18 protein-coding genes are annotated in these 21,448 nt (G+C 30.5%); all 18 read left to right on the forward strand.

Features of this window, described 5'->3' with window-relative positions:
• Positions 1–4 precede the first annotated feature (4 nt).
• The 18 genes from QP548_RS02520 to pgsA all read left to right on the forward strand — a co-directional run bounded on the left by QP548_RS02520 (position 5) and on the right by pgsA (position 21,424).
• Positions 5–4,354, forward strand: a complete 4,350-nt coding sequence (locus QP548_RS02520; protein ID WP_061428776.1) for a PolC-type DNA polymerase III — start codon at positions 5–7, stop codon at positions 4,352–4,354.
• A gap of 232 nt (positions 4,355–4,586) precedes the next feature.
• Positions 4,587–5,051: a ribosome maturation factor RimP gene (gene rimP, locus QP548_RS02525; protein ID WP_003459796.1), complete on the forward strand. Its 465-nt coding sequence runs from the start codon at positions 4,587–4,589 to the stop codon at positions 5,049–5,051.
• 19 nt (positions 5,052–5,070) lie between these two features.
• Complete coding sequence (gene nusA / locus QP548_RS02530) at positions 5,071–6,171, forward strand: transcription termination factor NusA (protein WP_003449452.1); 1,101 nt, start codon at positions 5,071–5,073, stop codon at positions 6,169–6,171.
• Between the two features lie 27 nt (positions 6,172–6,198).
• Positions 6,199–6,465, forward strand: coding sequence for an RNase P modulator RnpM (gene rnpM, locus QP548_RS02535; protein WP_003459790.1), 267 nt, complete (start codon positions 6,199–6,201; stop codon positions 6,463–6,465).
• Positions 6,458–6,760, forward strand: coding sequence for a 50S ribosomal protein L7ae-like protein (locus tag QP548_RS02540; RefSeq protein ID WP_003459801.1), 303 nt, complete (start codon positions 6,458–6,460; stop codon positions 6,758–6,760). The genes rnpM and QP548_RS02540 overlap by 8 nt, the downstream gene beginning before the upstream one ends.
• A 30-nt stretch (positions 6,761–6,790) precedes the next feature.
• Positions 6,791–8,830 carry a translation initiation factor IF-2 gene (gene infB / locus QP548_RS02545; RefSeq protein WP_061428775.1) on the forward strand — a complete coding sequence of 680 codons (2,040 nt, stop codon included), beginning with the start codon at positions 6,791–6,793 and terminating at the stop codon, positions 8,828–8,830.
• Positions 8,831–8,851: 21 nt separating this feature from the next.
• Positions 8,852–9,202, forward strand: coding sequence for a 30S ribosome-binding factor RbfA (rbfA, locus tag QP548_RS02550; RefSeq protein ID WP_003449473.1), 351 nt, complete (start codon positions 8,852–8,854; stop codon positions 9,200–9,202).
• A gap of 3 nt (positions 9,203–9,205) precedes the next feature.
• Positions 9,206–10,159 carry a DHH family phosphoesterase gene (locus QP548_RS02555; RefSeq protein WP_060670722.1) on the forward strand — a complete coding sequence of 318 codons (954 nt, stop codon included), beginning with the start codon at positions 9,206–9,208 and terminating at the stop codon, positions 10,157–10,159.
• A 3-nt stretch (positions 10,160–10,162) separates the two neighbouring features.
• Entirely contained in the window at positions 10,163–11,047 is an 885-nt protein-coding gene (gene truB, locus QP548_RS02560) for a tRNA pseudouridine(55) synthase TruB (RefSeq protein ID WP_061428774.1), read from the forward strand.
• Positions 11,048–11,050: 3 nt separating this feature from the next.
• Positions 11,051–11,980 (forward strand): bifunctional riboflavin kinase/FAD synthetase, encoded by a 930-nt coding sequence (locus QP548_RS02565; RefSeq protein WP_061428773.1) that lies wholly within the window; start codon positions 11,051–11,053, stop codon positions 11,978–11,980.
• A 115-nt stretch (positions 11,981–12,095) separates the two neighbouring features.
• On the forward strand, positions 12,096–12,359 hold the full coding sequence (gene rpsO / locus QP548_RS02570) for a 30S ribosomal protein S15 (protein ID WP_003449423.1): 264 nt from the start codon (positions 12,096–12,098) through the stop codon (positions 12,357–12,359).
• Between the two features lie 91 nt (positions 12,360–12,450).
• Complete coding sequence (locus QP548_RS02575; protein ID WP_003465777.1) at positions 12,451–14,559, forward strand: polyribonucleotide nucleotidyltransferase; 2,109 nt, start codon at positions 12,451–12,453, stop codon at positions 14,557–14,559.
• Between the two features lie 134 nt (positions 14,560–14,693).
• Entirely contained in the window at positions 14,694–14,969 is a 276-nt protein-coding gene (locus tag QP548_RS02580; RefSeq protein WP_003459765.1) for a YlmC/YmxH family sporulation protein, read from the forward strand.
• 13 nt (positions 14,970–14,982) lie between these two features.
• On the forward strand, positions 14,983–16,179 hold the full coding sequence (dapG, locus tag QP548_RS02585; protein ID WP_061428772.1) for an aspartate kinase: 1,197 nt from the start codon (positions 14,983–14,985) through the stop codon (positions 16,177–16,179).
• A gap of 53 nt (positions 16,180–16,232) precedes the next feature.
• A complete protein-coding gene (locus tag QP548_RS02590; RefSeq protein WP_003459750.1) occupies positions 16,233–16,922 on the forward strand; it encodes a ClpP family protease in 690 nt (229 codons plus the stop codon).
• Positions 16,923–17,053: 131 nt separating this feature from the next.
• Positions 17,054–19,444, forward strand: coding sequence for an FtsK/SpoIIIE family DNA translocase (locus tag QP548_RS02595; RefSeq protein ID WP_061428771.1), 2,391 nt, complete (start codon positions 17,054–17,056; stop codon positions 19,442–19,444).
• 68 nt (positions 19,445–19,512) lie between these two features.
• A complete protein-coding gene (gene rimO, locus QP548_RS02600) occupies positions 19,513–20,850 on the forward strand; it encodes a 30S ribosomal protein S12 methylthiotransferase RimO (protein ID WP_061428770.1) in 1,338 nt (445 codons plus the stop codon).
• Entirely contained in the window at positions 20,834–21,424 is a 591-nt protein-coding gene (pgsA, locus tag QP548_RS02605) for a CDP-diacylglycerol--glycerol-3-phosphate 3-phosphatidyltransferase (RefSeq protein WP_061428769.1), read from the forward strand. The genes rimO and pgsA overlap by 17 nt, the downstream gene beginning before the upstream one ends.
• The last annotated feature ends 24 nt before the right edge of the window (positions 21,425–21,448 follow it).

Genomic DNA, 21,448 nt, shown 5'->3' on the forward strand with positions numbered 1-21,448 from the left:
GATTTTGAGTAACGAGTTTGTTAAACAGATTAACAGATCTATAAAATCAGATGATAATCTTAATGATTTAGAGTTTGAAATAACTAAGTTTCAATTGTTGAAGAAAAGCAATACTTTAAGAACCATAATAAAAAGTAAAGATCAATTATCAGAAGAACAAAAGAAAATAATTAAGCAATATATAAAAAAAGCTATAGGTTTTGAAATAAATATAGAGATTATGTATTACATAGATATTTCTGATATAACTTTAAAACAGGTAGTAGATCAGCATTGGAATCATGTTTGTGAAAAAATTATAGAGAAACATCCTGTTTTAAAAGAAGTTTTACTTAATTCTCCTATAGTAATTGAAGGAGAAAAAATAATTATAAAAAATGGTTCTGAGTTTTTATGTACTTTTGTTAATAAGAAACATATAGATAGAGAGATTAAGGGATATATAAAATCATTCTTTGGAATAAATTCTTTAGTAGAAGTTAAATATGATGAAAGTTTAGCTAATAAGAATTACAATGATGAAAAGTTAAATGAAAATAAAGAAATAGCTAAAAAAGTTATAGAAACTATGAAAGCTCAAGCTGCTCAAGAAAAGCCTGTTAAAAAAGAAAGTAGTGATAATAAACATAAATCTAATGGTGGCAATAAAGGTGGTTATGAGAAGAAATCTTATAAAGATGAGCCTAAGAATGAAAATACTATACTTGGAAGAAATATTCAAGGAGATACTATAGATATAAGCAGTATAGATATGGGGTCTGGAATTGTTACTATTTCAGGAGATGTATTTAAAACTGATATTTTTGAAACTAAGACAGGTAGAATAATACTTACATTCTTCATAACAGACTATACAAGTTCCATAGCCGTTAAATGCTTCTTAAGAGATAAGGATAAAGAACATGTTTTAGAAAATGTTAAAAAAGGTCTTTATTGTAAAGTAAGAGGAGAAGCTACTATGGATCCTTATGCTAAGGAAGTTGTAATAATGGCTAGGGATATAAATAAGCTTACAAAAATAGAGCGTATGGATACAGCAGAGGAAAAAAGAGTAGAACTTCATATGCATACAACTATGAGCTCAATGGATGCCGTAACTGCTGCAAGTAAAATTGTTGAGAGAGCAGCAAAGTTTGGTCATAAGGCTGTAGCCATAACAGACCATGGAGTTGTTCAGGCCTTTCCAGATGCTCAAATAGCTGCTAAAAAGAATAACATAAAAGTTATTTATGGAGTAGAGGGATATTTAGCGGATAATGGAACACCTATAGTTATTAATGGCCATGAGGAATCCTTTGATGATGAGTATGTGGTTTTTGATATAGAAACCACAGGTTTTTCAAGTAAAAATGATAAGATTATAGAAATTGGTGCTGTTAAGTTAAAGGATGGAGAAATAGTTGATTCCTTTAGTACTTTTGTTGATCCAAAGGTAAATATTCCATATAAGATTACAGAGCTTACAAGTATAACTCAAAATATGGTTAATGGACAGCCTACTATAGATGAAGTGCTTCCTAAATTTATGGAATTTGTAGGAGATTCTATACTAGTAGCTCACAATGCTGCCTTTGACGTTGGTTTTATAAAAAAGAACTTAATGGATATGGGAAAAACTTTAAATAATCCTGTAATGGATACCGTTCCTTTAGCTAGATATCTTTATCCAGATTTAAAAAAGGTTAAGTTAAATCTAGTTGCTAAACATTTAGGAATTAGCCTTGAAAATCACCATAGAGCTGTTGATGATGCAAAGGCTACTGCGGAGATATTAAAGTTTTCTTTCAAAAAGATGAAAGAAGAAATGGATATTCATGATGTTAAAACTCTAAATGAAAAGTATTTATCAAATATAGATGTAAAGAAACTTCCTCTACATCACATAATAATATTAGCTAAAAATCAAACTGGAATTAAGAATTTATATAAATTAGTTTCTATGGCTCACTTAGATTATTTTGCTAGAAGGCCAAGACTTCCTAAAAGTATAATAACTGAGTATAGAGAAGGCTTAATAATTGGTTCAGCTTGTGAAGCAGGTCAATTATATAAGGCAGTTTTAGAAGGAAAGACAGATGGGGAGTTAAAAGAAATAGCATCTTTTTATGATTATCTAGAAATTCAACCAATACAAAATAATGAATTCCTTATAAGAAAAGGAAATGTAAAAGATGAAGATGAACTTAGAGAGTTAAATAGAAAAATATATGATTTAGGAAAGGAAATGGATAAACCAGTAGTTGCTACATGCGATTGTCATTTCTTAGATCCTAATGATGAAGTATTTAGAAGAATAATAATGGCTGGTCAAGGATATGGAGATGCAGATAATCAACCACCTTTATATTTTAGAACTACTAATGAAATGATGAAAGAGTTTGAATATTTAGGAGAAGAGGCTTGTAAGGAAGTTGTAATAGAAAATACTCAGAAGATAGCTGATATGGTTGATGTTGTAAAACCTATACCAGATGAAACATTTCCTCCTAAAATAGAGGGAGCCGAGGAAGATATAAGAAATATGACTATGAATAAGGTTCATAGCATATATGGAAAAAATCTTCCAGAAGTTGTTCAAAAGAGATTAGATAAAGAACTTAATTCTATAATAAATAATGGATATGCAGTACTTTATCTTATAGCTCAAAAATTGGTTGCTAAATCCTTAGAAGATGGATACCTAGTTGGTTCAAGAGGATCTGTTGGTTCCTCTTTCGTAGCAACAATGTCAGATATAACAGAGGTTAATGGATTACCACCTCATTATGTTTGTCCAAATTGTAAGAAATCAGAATTTTTCTTAGATGGTTCTATAAGTTCAGGAGCAGATTTACCAGATAAAAATTGTCCTGATTGTGGAGCTAAGTATATTAAGGATGGCCATGATATTCCTTTCGAAACATTCTTAGGCTTTGAAGGGGATAAGGAACCAGATATAGACCTTAACTTCTCTGGAGAATACCAAGCTGTTGTACATAAATACACAGAAGTTCTTTTCGGAAAAGGATATGTATTTAAAGCTGGAACTATAGGTACAGTAGCTGAAAAAACAGCTTATGGTTTTGTTAAAAAATATCTTCAAGAAAGAGGATTAGTTGTATCTCAAGCTGAAATAGAAAGGCTTACTATTGGATGTACTGGAATAAAAAGAACTAGTGGACAGCATCCAGGTGGAATCATGGTTGTTCCAAATGACAATGAAATATATAATTTTTGTCCAATACAACATCCAGCTGATGATGTTAACACAGATATTATAACCACTCACTTTGATTACCATTCAATAAGTGGTAGACTTCTTAAGCTTGATATACTTGGACACGACGATCCGACCGTTCTTAGAATGCTTCAAGACTTAACTGGCTTAGATCCTAAGACAATACCTTTAAATGATCCTAAGGTTATAAGTTTATTTACATCACCAGATGCCTTAGGGGTAACTAAAGAGGAATTAGGATGTGAAGTTGGTAGTTATGGACTTCCTGAGTTCGGTACTAAATTCGTTAGACAGATGCTTGTGGATACTCAACCTAAGAGTTTTGCAGACCTTGTGAGAATATCTGGACTTTCACATGGTACTGATGTTTGGCTTAATAATGCTCAGTACTTTATTAAAGAAGGTTACACTACACTAAAAGATTGTATAGCAACAAGAGACGATATTATGGTTTATCTTATGTATAAAGATCTTCCTCCTAAGACAGCCTTTACTATAATGGAAAAGGTAAGAAAAGGAAAAGGGCTTAGTGAAGAGGATGAAGCTTTAATGAGAGAGAAAAATGTACCAGATTGGTATATTGAATCTTGTAAAAGAATAAAATACATGTTCCCTAAAGGTCATGCTGTTGCATATGTTATGATGGCAGTTAGAATAGCATATTATAAAGTTTATTATCCAGAAGCATATTACACAACATACTTTACAGTAAGAGCTGATGATTTCGATGCAGACTTAATTTGTAAGGGTGAAGAAGCAATAAAGGCAAAAATGGAAGAGCTAAATTCTTTAGGAAATAACATATCAGTAAAAGAAAAAGGGCTTTTAACTATTTTAGAAATTTCTTATGAAATGTATAAAAGAGGATTGAATTTCTTAAAGGTTGATTTATATAAATCAGAAGCAACTAAGTTTAAGATAGAAGAAGATGGTATAAGACCTCCATTAAATGCTCTTCAAGGAGTTGGAGATAATGCTGCAAAAAGTATAGTTGAATGTAGGGTTAATGGAGAATTTATTTCAAAGGAAGATTTAAGAATTAGATCTAAGGTTTCAAAGACTGTAATAGAAACTTTAGATAATCATGGATGCCTAGAAGGAATGCAAGAAAGTAACCAACTTAGTTTGTTTGGCTAATTTTAAAAATTTCTTGTAATATAAAATATACTATGTTACTATATAAGTAGAAGTTTTTTACTAATAGTTTGAGGTAAAGGAGTGGGACAGAAAAGCCCGCTCTTTCTATTTGTAACGCAACTTAGAATAAAGTTGCGTTTTTGCATACCTATTATTATATAAATTAATAGGTATTTGCTTTATTGGATACAATAAAGATAAGATTTAAAACTTAATAAGGGAGGGAAGTATAATGAAAAAAGAACAACTTGTAGCTGATCTTGAAGCACTTTGTGCTCCTATAGTTAAAGAAAAGGGATATGATTTATATCATATTGAATATGTAAAAGAAAATAATGAATATTATTTAAGATTATATATAGAAAAGCCAGAGGAGAGAATTTCTCTAAGGGATTGTGAAATTGTAAGTAGAGCATTAAGTGATATGCTTGATATAGAAGATCCAATAAAAGATGCGTACTTCTTAGAAGTTTCATCACCAGGATTAAATAGAAGATTACATAGTGATGAGCATTTTAATAGATTTATAGGAAAAGAAGTTTTTGTTGGATTTAAGAGTTCTTTAAGTGGAAGAAAAAATGTAAAAGGAATTCTTAAAGATGTACAAGAAAATGAAATAATAGTTGAATGTGAAGGGAATGAAATAAAAGTTCCTAAAGATAAAATTAAGACAGCGAACCTTGAAGGGGAGATATAATTTTAAGGAGGGTTTAAAAATGAATGAAGAATTTCTAGGGGCATTATCTGAAATAGTAAAAGAGAAAGGTATTTCAGTAGAGGCTTTATTAGAAACTATAGATGATGCTATAATAGCAGCTTATAAGAAAAACTTTTCAAATTCAGGAACAACTGCACAAAATGTAAAGGTAAAACGTGATGAGAAATCAGGAGAAATCCATGTTTATGCTCAAAAAGTTGTTGTTGAAGAAGTTTATGATGATGTAACAGAAATAAGTTTAGAAGATGCAAAGGCTATTAGTGCTATTTATCAATTAGATGACATAGTAGAAATAGAAGTAACACCTAAAAACTTTGGAAGAGTTGCAGCACAACTTGCTAAGCAAATGGTTATCCAAAGAATAAAAGAATCTGAGAGAAATGTAATTTACTCAGAATTTGCAGAAAAAGAATTTGACATATTACCTGGTACAGTAATTAGAAAAGACAAAGGTAATGTATTTGTAGACTTAGGAAAAATAGAAGGTGTTTTGGGACCAAATGAACAAATGCCTACAGAAAAATATAACTTCAATGAAAAATTACAATTATACGTAGTTGAAGTTAAGAAAACATCTAAAGGTGCTTCAGTTTTATGTTCAAGAACACATCCAGGTTTAGTTAAAAGATTATTTGAATTAGAAGTTCCAGAAATATATGAAGGAATAGTTGAAATAAAAAGTATAGCTAGAGAAGCTGGATCAAGAACTAAAATAGCTGTTTACTCAAATGATGAATCAGTAGATGCTATGGGAGCTTGTGTTGGACCTAAGGGTGTTAGAGTTCAAAATATAGTTAATGAACTAAAAAATGAAAAAATTGATATAATAAAATGGAGCAATACTCCATCTGAGTATATAGAAAATGCTTTAAGCCCAGCTAAGGTTATAAGTGTAGAAGCTGATGAAGAAACTAAATCAGCTAAGGTTATAGTAGATGATAGTCAATTATCATTAGCTATAGGTAAAGAAGGACAAAACGTTAGATTAGCAGCTAAATTAACTGGTTGGAAAATAGACATAAAGAGCAAATCTAAAGCAGAAGAATTATTACAAGAAGAAGATATTGTTGTTGAAGAAGACACCATAATAGAAGAATAATAACTTCTAGACTTTGGAGGTGACAAGATGAAACCTAAAAAAATTCCAATGAGAATGTGCAATGGTTGCATGGAAATGAAGCCTAAAAAAGAACTGATAAGAATAGTTAAAAATGCTGAAGGAGAAGTTTCTGTAGATTTAACTGGTAAAAAGTCAGGAAGAGGGGCTTACATTTGTAAAAGTGTTGAATGTTTAGAAAAAGCATTTAAAGCAAAAAGATTAAATAAAAATCTTCAATCTAACATTGGAGATGAAGTCTATGATAGATTGAGGGATGAGATAACAAATGGATAAATTTCTTAATTTTTTAGGACTTACAAAAAGAGCAGGTAAACTTTTGGAAGGTTATAATAAATGTGAAGAGGAAATGAAAAGAAGTAAGATCTACTTATTTATTTTTTCAAATAGCATTTCAAATCGTTCAAAAGATAAATTCGTTAAGTACTGTGAACAGTATGATATACCATACATAGATAATTTTTCAAAAGAAGAGTTAGGATATAGTATAGGTAGATGCGAAATCAATATATTAGGAGTAACTGATGAGAATATGGCAGAAAAACTTTTGTCATATTCTAATAATAATTAGTTCATCTAAAAATTTTTCGGGGGTGAATATATGTCAAAAATAAGAGTTTATGAATTGGCAAAAGAGTTAAGAGTTCCAAGTAAAGTTCTTATAAACGTATTAATGGATGAGTTCGGCGTTGAGGTTAAAAACCATATGAGCGTTATAGAAGATGAAGATGCTGCGTTAATAAAAGAACTTTTAGCAGGAAGTGAAGCAAACAGTGAATTGGTTGCTGAATATGAAGCTGAATTAGCTGAAGAAGTTAATAACGCTGCTAAGAAGAAAAAGAAAAAGAAAAAAGGTAGTGAAGATGATAACCTAGAACAAGATGTTGAAGTTATCGAAATTGGAAAAACTATAACAGTTAAAGAATTAGCTGAGAAATTAAACAAACCAGTTAATGATGTTATAAAAACTCTTATCTTCACAGGAGTAATGGCTGCTATAAACCAAGAAATAGACTTTGAAACAGCTGAAAAGGTTGCTGAAAAATATGAGGTTGCAGTTTATGAAAAAGAAGAAGAGAACACTTTAGAAGAGTTCGAAGAAGAAACTGATGTAGAAGAAGAAAACCTAGCTAAGAGACCACCTATCATAACAGTTATGGGTCACGTTGACCATGGTAAAACTTCATTACTTGATGCTATAAGAAAATCAAAGGTAACAAGTACAGAAGCTGGTGGAATAACTCAACATATAGGTGCTTACACTGTTGAAGTAAACGGAGAAACTTTAACATTCTTAGATACACCAGGACATGAAGCTTTCACAGCAATGAGAGCTAGAGGAGCTCAAATAACAGACGTAGTTATCTTAGTTGTTGCAGCTGATGACGGAATAATGCCACAAACAGTAGAAGCTATAAATCACTGTAAGGCAGCTAACGTTCCAATGATAGTTGCTATAAACAAAATGGATAGAGAAGGTGCTAATCCAGATAGAGTTAAACAAGAATTAACTGAGCATGGATTAGTTGTTGAAGACTGGGGTGGAGATATAATAGCAGTACCAGTTTCAGCTAAAACTAGAGAAAACATAGATACTCTATTAGAAATGGTTCTTTTAACTTCAGAAATGCAAGAATTAAAAGCAGATGCTGGAAGAAAAGCAAAAGGAACAGTTGTAGAGGCTAAATTAGATAAAGGTAGAGGTGCTGTAGCAACATTATTAGTTCAAAATGGTACTCTACACATGGGAGATTCAATCATAGTTGGTAGCACTTACGGAAGAATAAGAGCTATGTTTGATGACTCAGGTAAGAAGATAAAATCAGCTGGTCCATCAATCCCAGTTGAGGTTTTAGGTCTTTCAGAAGTGCCAGCTGCTGGAGATAGATTCACAGTTGTTAAAGATGAAAAGACTGCTAGAAATATGGCTGAAGCTAGAAAAGAAAAAATAAGACAAGAAAGTTTCGCAACTTCACATAGAGTTTCATTAGAAGATTTATATAGTCAAATTAAAGAAGGTTCAGTTAAAGAACTTTCAGTTATAGTTAAAGCAGACGTTCAAGGTTCTGTTGAAGCTATAAAAGCATCATTAGAAAAATTATCAACTGATGATGTAAAGGTAAGAGTTATACACGGAGCTGTTGGTGCTATATCAGAAACAGATATAACATTAGCTGCTGCATCTAACGCTATAGTAATAGGATTTAATGTTAGACCAGATAACAATGCTGTAGCAGCTTCAGAAAGAGATGGAGTTGAAGTTAAAACTTACAGAGTAATATACGATGCTATAGAAGATATTAAGTCAGCTATGATTGGTATGTTAGATCCAGAATACAAAGAAGTTGTATTAGGAACTGCTGAAATAAGAGCTACTTACAAAATTTCTAACGTTGGAACAATTGCTGGAGGATATGTATTAACTGGTAAATTAGTTAGAAATGCAGATGTAAGAGTTATAAGAGAAGGTATTGTAATATTTGAATCTAAGTTAGCATCATTAAAGAGATTTAAAGATGATGTAAAAGAAGTAAATGCTGGATACGAGTGTGGATTTAGTGTAGAAAAGTTCAATGACATTAAAGAAGGCGATATAATAGAAGCATATACTATGGAAGCTGTTCAAAGAAAAGAACTTTAATTTTATAAAGAGGTGATTTATATGGCTAACTTCAGAGGTAAAAGAATAAATGAAGAAGTAAGAAAAGAAGTAAGTGATATCATAAGAAATCAAATAAAAGACCCTAGACTAACAGCTATGGTAAGTGTAACTCAAGTTGAAGTTACTAAAGATTTAAGATACGCTAAAGTTTTTGTTAGCCTATTCGCTAAAAATGATGAAGAAAAAGAGGAAAGCTTAAAGGCTCTAAAAAGTTCAGCTGGATTCATAAGAAGAGAAGTTGGAAACAGAGTTAAGCTAAGAAGTACTCCTGAAATATTATTTGAAGAAGATAATTCTATAGATAATGCAATGTATATTGAATCATTGCTAAACAAAATCAAGGAGAAATAAAAAATGAGATTTCATGATGTAATATCAATTATAAATAAAAGCAAAAAGATTGGTATAACATATCATGTGTCTCCAGATGGTGATGCCTTAGGTAGTGTCTTAGCACTACTTCAAGGCATTAGAATTTATGGTAAAGAAGCTTATGTTATCTCTAAAGACCTAGTCTCAGATAACCTAAGCTTTCTGCCTTATGCTGAGGAAATAACTGGAGAAGTTATAAAGCCATCAGAAGATACTGATTGTGTTATAGTATTAGATTGTGGAAATGTTGAAAGAATTTCCGCAGATTTAAGCGAATTCAAAGGAACTTTAGTTAATATGGATCATCATTTATCAAATGATAAATATGGTGCTATTAACTATGTAGATACAGAGGCTTCTGCAACAGCTGAAATAATATTTATGTTACTTAAGGAATTAAAGGTTGAAATTAATGAAAATATAGCTAAATGTCTATATACATCATTAATAACTGATACAGGTTCTTTTAGATACTCAAATTCTACTGAAAGAACTCATATAATAGCAGGGGAATTAGTTAATTATATAAAACATGATGAAATTCATAGAAATATATTTGATAATAAGCCTTTTGCTAAAATGAAACTAATGTCTTTAGTTTTAGGAGACATGGAGCTAGTTTGCAATAATAAAATAGTTCTTATGAGAATTACTAAAGAGATGATAGATTCTATTGGAGAAGAAGTTCAAAATAGTTCAGATGTTGTATCCTTAGGAAATCAAATAAAAGGTGTAGAAGGATGCATACTTCTTAAAGAGGTAGATGAGGGAGTAAAGGTTAGCTTAAGATCTAAAGATACACTAGATGTTAGAAAAATTGCAGAAAACTTTGGTGGCGGTGGTCATACAAAGGCTTCTGGAGCATTCATTAAAGGTGTAAGTATAGATGAAGCTAAAAATAAAATATTAGAAATACTTGCAAAAGAGATGGTGTAATATATGAATGGAGTAATTAACATATATAAAAATACGGGAATGACTTCATTTGATGTTGTAGCAATGGTAAGAAGAGTTGCAAAGATGAAAAAGGTAGGACATACAGGAACTTTAGATCCAGCAGCTTCTGGAGTTTTACCCGTATGCCTTGGAAAAGCTACAAAAATTATAGATTATATAATGGAAAATAAAAAAGTTTATAGAGTGAATTTAAAACTTGGTATGGTTACTGACACATATGATTTAGAAGGAGAAGTTTTAAGAGAAGAGGATGCATCACATATAACAAAGGATGAAATATTAAATTGTATAAATTCCTTTTTAGGAACAATAGATCAAGTTCCACCAATGTATTCTGCTTTAAAACAAAATGGAGTAAGATTATATGAATTAGCACGTCAAGGAATAGAAGTTCACAGAGAAGCTAGAAAAATTACTATTTATTCTATTGAAAATATAAAAATAGAATCAAATGATAATATACAAATGGATGTTTGTTGTTCTAAGGGAACATATATAAGAAGCCTTTGCTATGATATTGGTGAAAAATTAAATGTTGGAGCAACAATGACTGCCTTAGAGAGAATACAAAATGGTCCATTTACTAAAGAAGAAGCAATAAATATAGAGGAATTAACAGAAGAACTTTTAGAAAAACACATTATTTCCATTGAAAAGGCTTTAGATTCTTTTGAAAAAATCACAGTAAATGAGAAGTTTGGTAAGCTTTTAAGAAATGGTGTTAAAGTATTTGATAATAGAATGTATAGTGAAGAAGTTGAATTTAATAAACTATATAGAGTATATGAAGACAATGGAGTCTTTTTAGGATTAGGAAAAAGGGATGAAAAAGGATTTAAATTGGAGAAATTACTGATAGAGGAGTAGTCAATGATTTTAATAAATAATGATTTTAAGAGAGTGGTTCAAAAAAGCACCTATGCAGCTTTAGGGAGTTTTGATGGAATTCATAAAGGTCATTTAGCTTTAATAAACAAAAGTAATGAATTATCTAGAAAAAATGATTCATTAAGTATGGTATATACATTTAAAAATCATCCAAGAAAATTTATAAACAAGGAAGGTGCACCAAAACTTTTAGTAACTTTACATGAAAAAATAAGAATTCTTGAAGACTTAAATGTTGATTTAAGTAGTTTTGTTGAGTTTAATAAAAAGTTTATGGAGCTAGAACCAGAAGAGTTTATAGAAAATCTTATAAAAAACTATAATGTACGAGGAGTTGTTGTTGGATTTAACTATAGATTTGGGCATAAGAATAAAGGTGATGTTAATTTGCTTAAGGAATTATGTAATTCAAAAGGGTTAGAGCTTTATGTTATAGAGCCATTTACATATAAATCAGAAGTAGTTAGTTCAACAAGAATAAGAAAAGCTTTATCAGAAGGAGAGCTAGAAGATGCTAATAATATGTTAGGCAGGTATTTCTCGTTAAATGGTGAAGTGGTAAGTGGAAAGAAAATAGGAAGAACAATTAATTTCCCAACAGCCAATTTAAAGAATAATGATGAAATAATTCTTCCTAAAATAGGAGTTTATTATACTAATGTAGAAGTTAATGGAGAAATTTATAAAGGTATAACTTCAGTTGGGAATAATCCTACTGTAAATGGTAAGAATACTACAGTAGAGACTCACATACTAAATTTTGATGAAGACATATATGGAAAGCATATAAAACTTTACTTTATAAGTAAGATAAGAAATGAAAAGAAATTTAATTCTTTAGAAGAATTAAAAGAACAACTAATTAAGGATAAAAAATTCGCAGAAGAAAGTAACATAAAAATTTCTTTGTAATAAAGATTTACAAGAAAAGCGAGTTTTGATATAATCATATAGAACCTAACTCTAAGATTTAAGGGTAACCGTCTTTTTTCTTGGAACTAGGGGATAATTTTTCGGAGGTGTAACAATGGATAAAATAAGAAAACAAGAAATAATAGCTAAACATGCAAGACACGAAGGAGACACTGGTTCACCAGAAGTTCAAATCGCGTTATTAACAGAAAGAATAAACTCTTTAACTGATCACTTAAGAACACACAAAAAAGACCACCACTCAAGAAGAGGTCTTTTAATGATGGTTGGACAAAGAAGAGGTTTATTAAACTACTTATATGAGCAAGATATCGAAAGATACAGAGCTATAATCAAAGAATTAGGATTAAGAAGATAATTTAGTAGAGCGGGTTTTTTACCGCTCTATTATTTTAAAAATATTAATATTGTAAAAATTTAGTCTTTATATACCGAAAGGAGGTATTTATATGAATCATACCCATGAAACTATCATAGCAGGAAGACCAATGAAAGTTGAGTTCGGAAAATTAGGAATGCTTTCAGATGCTGCTATATTAATGAGTTATGGTGATACAGTAATATTAACAAATGTAAATGCATCAGAAAAACCAAGAGAGGGAATAGACTTTTTCCCATTAAGTGTTGAATACGAAGAGAGATTATATTCAGTTGGTAAAATACCAGGTGGATTTATAAAAAGAGAAGGAAAACCTTCAGAGAAAGCTATACTAAATGGTAGAGCTATAGACAGACCTTTAAGACCTTTATTCCCAAAAGGATATAGAAATGATGTTCAAGTAGTATGTACAGTTGTTTCAGTAGAAAATGATAACCTTCCTGAAATACTAGCTATAAATGCTGCCTCAATGGCATTATGTTTATCAAGCATACCTTTTACTACTCCAGTGGCTGCAGTTCAAGTAGGATTAATAGGAGAAGAATTCATACTAAACCCTACTTCAAAGGAAAGAGAAGAAAGTTCACTTCAATTAACTGTTTGCGCAACTAAGGAAAGAGTTATGATGATTGAAGCTGGTGGAGATGAAATCCCAGAAGATACAATGATTAATGCTATCAAATTTGGTTTTGATAAGTGTCAAGATATAATAAAATTCCAAGAAGAAGCTGTAAGTATGTTCGGTAAAGAGAAAAAAGTGCCAGAACTACATAAAGTACCAGAAGAAATAGAAGAAGCTGTAAGAGAATTTGCTTTTGATATGATTAGTGAGTCAATGCACATTACTGATAGAGATGAAAGAAATGCTGCAATGGACGAAGTTAAAGCTAAAATAAATGAAGAGTTCGAAGAAAAATATCCAGATAACATGTCTGATATTGGAGAAGCTGTTTACGATATGCAAAAAGAAGTCGTAAGACATATGCTTTTAAAAGAAGGAAAAAGACCTGATGGAAGAGCTTTTGATGAGGTAAGAAACATTGGTTGTGAAGTTGGATTACTTCCAAGAACTCATGGAACAGGATTATTTACAAGAGGACTTACTCAAGTAATGACTGTTGCAACTTTAGGATCAATAAGTGAAATTCAAATATTAGATGGTATTGGTGAAGAAGAATCTAAGAGATATATGCATCACTATAACTTCCCAGCATACAGTGTAGGAGAAGTTAGACCATTAAGAGGACCAGGTAGAAGAGAAATTGGTCATGGAGCTTTAGCTGAAAGAGCTTTAGAACCACTTATACCTTCAGAAGCTGAGTTCCCATACACAATAAGATTAGTATCAGAAGTATTAAGCTCAAATGGATCTACTTCACAGGCTTCAGTTTGTGGTAGTACATTAGCACTTTTAGATGCTGGGGTTCCAATAAAGAGACCAGCAGCAGGTATAGCTATGGGATTAATAACTTCAAAAGATTTAACTGAGGAAGAAGTTTTAACTGATATCCAAGGTTTAGAAGATTTCTTTGGAGATATGGACTTTAAAGTAGCTGGAACAGAAGAGGGAATAACTTCAATCCAAGTAGATACTAAAATAAAAGGTTTATCAGAGAAAGTTATACACGATGCTATATATGGAGCAAGAAAAGCAAGATTAATGATCTTAGATAAGATTAAAGAATGCATACCAGCTCCAAGAGAAGAAGTTTCAAAATATGCACCTAAAACATCAACTCTACAAATAGATCCTGAGAAAATCAGAGATGTAATTGGGGCTGGTGGAAAAGTTATAAACAAGATTATAGCTGATACTGGTGTTAAAATAGATATAAAAGAAGATGGATTAGTTTATGTTTCATCAGCTGAATCAGAAGGCGTTAAAGAAGCTGTTAAAATAATAGAAGGTTTAACTAAAGAGGTTAAAGCTGGAGAAATTTATTTAGGTAAAGTTACAAAAATTGCTCAATTTGGTGCCTTTGTTGAGGTATTACCTAATAAAGAAGGATTAGTTCATATTTCTAAGTTAGATAATAAGAGAGTAGAAAAAGTTGAGGATGTAGTATCTGTTGGAGATGAAATCTTAGTTAAGGTAACAGAAATAGATTCTCAAGGTAGAATAAATCTTTCAAGAAAAGATGCAATAAAAGAAGCTGAAGAAGAAAATAAACAGCAATAGTAAAAGGCAATTATTATTGCCTTTTTATTTTTTTTCTTATTCATAAAGCCTACCTCTTTTAATGAGAATTGACATATATTATTTATAATCAACATATTATTTATTGTTTTAATAAATAAGTGGAGGTATGTTTTATGAGTAATAATGTTAGATATTTAAGCGAAATAGAAAGATATGAAATTATAAACATAAATGATGGTGAAAAGTATAGCGGACTTATAAATAATGATGTTATTATAGATGAAGAAGGAAAGCTAAAATATTTAATAGTAAACTTAGGTGGTGGCAAGTTTAATCTTTTTAACTCAGATGAATACTTAGAAATCGAGTGGGAAAATGTAAAAAGAATAGGAGCTAAAACCATAATATTAGATGTAGATAGTGATATGATAAAAAAAACTAAGCTGTAGGAGTGTGGGGATTTTGAAAATAGTAGTACAAAAATTTGGTGGTACTTCTGTATCAACAAAAGAAAGAAGAACTATGGTTGTAGAAAAGGTAAAAGGGGCAATAAATAAAGGATACTTACCAGTGGTTGTTGTATCTGCTATGGGAAGAAAAGGAGAACCTTATGCAACTGATACACTTTTAGGATTAGTATCAGAAGAGTTTAAAAAAGAAAATAAATTAGCTACTGATTTACTTATGGGATGTGGAGAAATTATAAGCACTGTTGTCATGAGTGATGAATTAAGAGAGGCAGAAATAGAAGCAGTTCCTTTAACAGGAGGAAATGCAGGAATACTTACAGATGATAATTATTCAAGTGCTGATTTTATAGATATAAATCCTAAATTAATATTAGAAGTTCTTAAAGAAGGAAAAGTGCCTGTTGTTGCTGGATTCCAAGGTGTTGATAGAAATGGATTCTTAACTACTTTAGGAAGAGGCGGAAGTGATACTACGGCTGCGGTTTTAGGAGTCGCATTAAAGGCTGAAGAAATTGAAATATATACAGATGTTGATGGAATAATGACTGCTGACCCAAGAATAGTTGGAGATGCTGAGCTTATAAATAAAATAAGCTACAATGAAGTATTCCAATTAGCAGACCAAGGGGCTAAGGTAATTCATCCAAGAGCTGTAGAAATAGCAATGAAAGGTAATGTTACTTTAGTCATAAAGAATACTATGAGTACTTGCATTGGTACAATGATAGATAGTCTAGGGGATGTAGATAATAATAAGTTCATAACTGGAATAACTCATCAAGGAAATAGAATTCAAGTTTCTATAAAATCTGATGACAATAAAGATAATATAAATTATAAGACTATTTTAGAAAGTCTTGCAAACAATAAAATAAGTTTAGACTTAATTAATATTTTCCCTAAAGAAAAAGTATTTACAATAGATTCAAGTGTTAAAGAATTATTTGAAGATATTATGAGGAAAAATGATTTAAAATATAGTTTAGTAGAAGATTTAAGCACTATAGCTATAGTTGGTTCAAGAATGAGAGGAATTCCAGGAGTTATGGCTAAAATAGTAGGTGCTTTAGATCAGGAAAACATAGAAGTTTTACAAACAGCAGACTCACATATGACAATTTGGTGTCTTGTTGAAAGTAAAAATGTAAAAGAAGCTATAAAAGCACTTCATAGAGCTTTTATGAAATAATGTATATAAATTTCCTTTCTGTACAAAATAATTTTAGTACAGGAGGGATATATATGGAACATAACAAAGAAAATGAAAATAAAAGTATAGAAGAAATAAAAGAAATGGGAGCAGTTTTACCTGAGCATAAGAAAGAAGATTCTAATATACAGGTTTTAACAATAATAGGGCAAATTGAAGGACATAGTGTTCAACCGCCACAAACTAAAACAACTAAGTATGAGCATATGATTCCTCAACTAATTGATATAGAACAAAATGATAGAATAAAAGGTATATTATTTGTTTTAAATACTGTTGGAGGGGATGTTGAAGCAGGGTTAGCAATTGCTGAGATGATAAGAAGCCTAAAAAAACCAACAGTATCCTTAGTTATTGGGGGAGGTCATTCCATAGGAGTTCCTCTAGCAACTGCATCCCAATATTCCTTTATTTCTCCATCAGCTACAATGATAATACATCCAATAAGAATGAATGGACTTGTAATAGGGGTTCCTCAAACATTTAATTATTTTAATAAAATGCAAGAGAGAATAAATGATTTTATAATAAGGACATCAGAAATCAAATTAGATGTACTAAAAAAGATGATGATGCAAACAGATGAACTTTTAAATGATATGGGAACAATATTAGTTGGAGAAGAAGCAGTTAAGTGCGGATTAATAAACGAAGTTGGCGGTGTTAAGGAAGCCTTAGATAAGTTAAATAGCTTAATAGAAGCTTATAATGTAGAACCATAGTATATCTATGGTTCTATTTATGTAATATAAAAATATTTTGACAATTTATAGTCATTTATGTATATAATATTTTTTGGTACAAGTATTTTACCATTTTGAAATTAAAATAGGGTGAGGTGATTTAGTTTAGTATGGCTGGGGGAAAAAAGAAAACCGCAACTAAAACTCAAAAAAAGAAAAATCAAAGCCAAATTAAAGTTACGGAAGAAATATATGCCTTAATAGCAATATGTGTTTCTTTAATTGTTATGTTTAGTTTATATACTGATAAAGCAGGATATTTAAGTGTTATATCAAGAAATCTCTTAATAGGACTTTTTGGAATAGGAGCTTTTTTTATTCCGATTTACATAATATATTTATGTACAAAGCTTTTCTTATTTAAAAGAGAGGTGTTATTTTCAAGAATAGGATTAGGAATAACCATAGCACTTATAACTAGTGTTTTACTTATTCAGACTGTGAATATAAACGATTATTATGTGCAGGGAAGCATATGGGGATCTATAAAAACTATATGGCATTCTCAAAGTGAATGGCATGGAGGAGTAGTAGGATTTTTAATTGTATTACCATTATATAAATTAGTAGGTAAAATAGGCCTTTTTGTTATTTTTGTAACCTTATATCTTATATCTTCAATGCTTATATTCGATTATAATCTAGTTTCAATAAGAAATTTCTTTGGAGGTTTTAAGGAAAAAGCTTCTAAGGTTAAATTTGTGGATAAAAAGTATGAAAAAGATGATTATATTAATTTGAAGAAAAAAGATGGAGCTTCTGAAGGAAATAAAGAGAGTAAAAAAGATGATATTTCAGAGGATAACAATAAGATAAAAATATTAGACTTTATGAAAAATTCTTCTTTAAATGATATAGAAGATAATAAGAAGGAAAAAGATAATCAATTAAAGGATAATATTAAGATAAATGATTTTAAACAAGAGTCTAAAATGCCTAGAGACTTAAGTTTAGATAATACTATAATAGAGCAAAGAGGATTCAATTCAGAAAAGGCTAAGGATGAAGAATCTATAGATAAAGAAATATCAAATAATATAGCTAGTAAAGGCTCAAATGTGGGAGCTAGTTATGTTGCACCAAATGCAGATTTATTAAATTTAAATAATAATAATGAATTAGACAAAGATGATAAAAAGGCATTATTAGCTAATGCTGCTAAACTTGAAGAAACTCTTATGAGCTTTGGAGTAGAGGCAAAAATACTTCAAGTAACAAAAGGGCCATCTGTTACTAGATTTGAACTTCAACCTAAGGCTGGTATAAAGGTTAGTAAAATAGTTAATTTAGCTGATGATATAGCTTTAGGATTAGCAGCTAAAGGAGTTAGAATAGAGGCACCTATTCCAGGAAAATCTGCCATAGGAATAGAGGTTCCAAATAAAGAACAAACACCAGTTTTTTTTAGAGAGATTGTAGAATCTAAAGAATTTTTAGATAATAAGTTTAAGGTAGCTTGTGCTTTAGGAAAAGATATAACAGGTAAGGCGGTTGTTACAGATTTAAGTAAGATGCCTCACGTTCTTATTGCAGGGGCAACTGGTTCTGGTAAGAGTGTATGTATAAATACATTAATAGTGAGTATATTATATAAGTATTCTCCAGATGAAGTTAAACTTTTAATGGTAGACCCAAAAGTTGTTGAATTAAATGTTTATAATGGAATTCCACACTTATTAATCCCAGTAGTTACAGATCCTAAGAAGGCTGCTGCGGCATTAAACTGGGCTGTAAATGAAATGACTAGAAGATATAAACTTTTTGCAGATAATGGAGTAAGAAATATAGAATCATATAATGCTTTATATAACAAAGGGGAAGTTCCAGAAAAGCTTCCTTATATAGTTATTATAGTAGATGAGCTTGCAGACCTTATGATGGCTTGTCCTCATGATGTAGAAGATTATATTTGTAGACTTGCTCAAATGGCTAGAGCCGCAGGTATGCATTTAGTAATAGCTACTCAAAGACCATCTGTAGATGTAATTACAGGGGTAATTAAGGCTAATATACCTTCTAGAATATCCTTTGCAGTTTCAAGCCAAATTGACTCTAGAACAATATTAGACTCAGCAGGAGCTGAAAAACTTTTAGGTAGGGGAGATATGTTATTCTACCCAGTTGGAGAGTCTAAACCTCAGAGAGTTCAAGGTGCTTTTATTTCAGAGGAAGAGGTTGAACATGTTGTATCATTTATAAAAGAGTCTCAAAAGGATGCTCAGTATGAAGAGGATATATTAGAACATATAAACTCAGCAACTCTAGCTTCAGAGGGAAATGGTGATGGTGATAGAGATGAACTTTTAGATGAAGCTATAGAAATCGTAGTTGAAAGTGGTCAAGCTTCAGCATCATATTTACAAAGAAGATTAAGAATAGGATTTAATAGAGCGGCAAGAATAATAGAAGAGCTAGAAGAATGTGGTGTTATTTCTAGAAGAGATGGAAGTAAACCAAGACAAGTACTTCTTAGTAAAGATGAATTAGAAAATATGAAATAAAAACTTGTTTAATTTAAAAAAGAGTTTTAAAATAAGAAATATATATTTAAACGTAGGAGGAAGTAGATTTGGCGAAATATAAGGTAGGAATGGTGAGTTTAGGTTGTGATAAAAATAGAGTTGACTCAGAAATCATGCTTGGAATGGTTCAGAATGAGTACGAACTTACTAATAATCCAAAGGAAGCTGACATAATAATAGTAAATACTTGCGGATTTATAGAAAAGGCTAAACAAGAATCCATAAACACAATATTAGATATGGCAAAATATAAAACAAGTCACAACTGTAAGTTACTTATAGCTACAGGCTGCTTAACTCAAAGATATGGTGATGAATTATTAGAATTAATGCCTGAAATAGATATAATGTTAGGTGTTAATGATTATGCTAAAATAAATGAAGCCATAATGAACTTTATAAATGGAAATAATGAAAAAGTAAAAGCTACAAATTACAGTGATGTATCAATTAATGAAGGATTAAGACTTATAACAACTGATAAAACTACTGCATACCTAAGAATTGCAGAAGGATGTGATAATTTCTGTACTTATTGCATTATTCCTAAAATCAGAGGTAAGTTTAGAAGTAGAGCTTTAGAAAGTATTGTAGAAGAAGCAAAAAAATTAGCTGAAAATGGAGTGAAAGAGTTAATATTAATAGCTCAAGACACAACTAATTATGGTATAGATATATATGGTGAAAAAAAACTTCACTTAGTTTTAAGAGAATTAGCTAAGATTGAAGGAATAGAGTGGATAAGAGTTCTTTATTGTTATCCAGAGGCTATATATGATGAACTTATCAAAGAGATTTCAGTAAATGCTAAGGTATGTAATTATCTTGACTTGCCTATACAACATATTAGCAATAATGTTTTAAAAAGAATGGGAAGAAAGACAACAAAAGAAGAAATAATAGGAAAAATTAATGACTTAAGAAAAAATGTTCCTAACATAGTTTTAAGAACTTCTTTAATAGTTGGTTTCCCAGGAGAATCTTGTGAAGATTTTAATGAATTAAAAGATTTTATAAAAACAATAAAGTTAGATAAAGTTGGAGTATTTACTTACTCAAGAGAAGAAGGAACACCAGCTGCCATAATGGAAGATCAAATAGATGAAGAAGTTAAAAAAGCTAGGGAAGAAGAAATAATGTTACTTCAAAAGGAAGTATCAGAGGAAATCAATAAAAACAAAGTAGGTAGAGAATATGATGTTCTTATCGAAAAGTTTAATGGAGAATACTATATAGGAAGAAGCTATGAGATGGCTCCAGATATAGATGGATATATTTATGTGAAAGGGAATGGAGCTAAAAAGGACCAGTTCTGTAAAGTTAAAATTGAAAAGGCCTTAGAATATGATTTGGTAGGAGTTGTATGCAATGAATCTTGCAAATAAATTAACTTTAATTAGAATAATTTTAGTTCCCATATTCTTAGTGTTTATAGCTTACCAGGACTTACCTTATGGGAGTGTAATAGCAACACTTATATTCATAATAGCATCTGTTACAGATCAACTAGATGGATATATTGCAAGATCAAGAAATCAAGTTACTAACTTTGGTAAGTTTATGGACCCTTTAGCAGATAAGTTATTGGTTACGGCAGCACTTATATCTTTAGTTGAATTACAATTAGTTCCTGCATGGGCAGCTATTGTAATAATAGCTAGAGAGTTTGCTGTTTCAGGTTTAAGAACTATAGCTGCATCAGAGGGATTAGTTATAGCTGCTAGCTGGTGGGGAAAAATTAAGACTGTAATACAAATAATTGCAATAGTGCTTTTATTATTACAAGTAAACATAATTAATTCACCAGGAATTAAGGAGTTAGTTGCAGGAAGCAGCTTTTTAAGAAATTTCTTTATATATGTTCCTGATATATTCTTATATTTAGCTGTTGTAATAACAATAATTTCTGGAGTAGATTACTTTAGAAAAAATAAAAATGTTATAAATACTTATAAATAATGTTTTAAAAGTCAAAAAATAGTC

Origin of the sequence: Clostridium sp. UMB9555A (genome assembly GCF_030222355.1) — a bacterium.
GTDB lineage: Bacteria > Bacillota > Clostridia > Clostridiales > Clostridiaceae > Sarcina > Sarcina perfringens.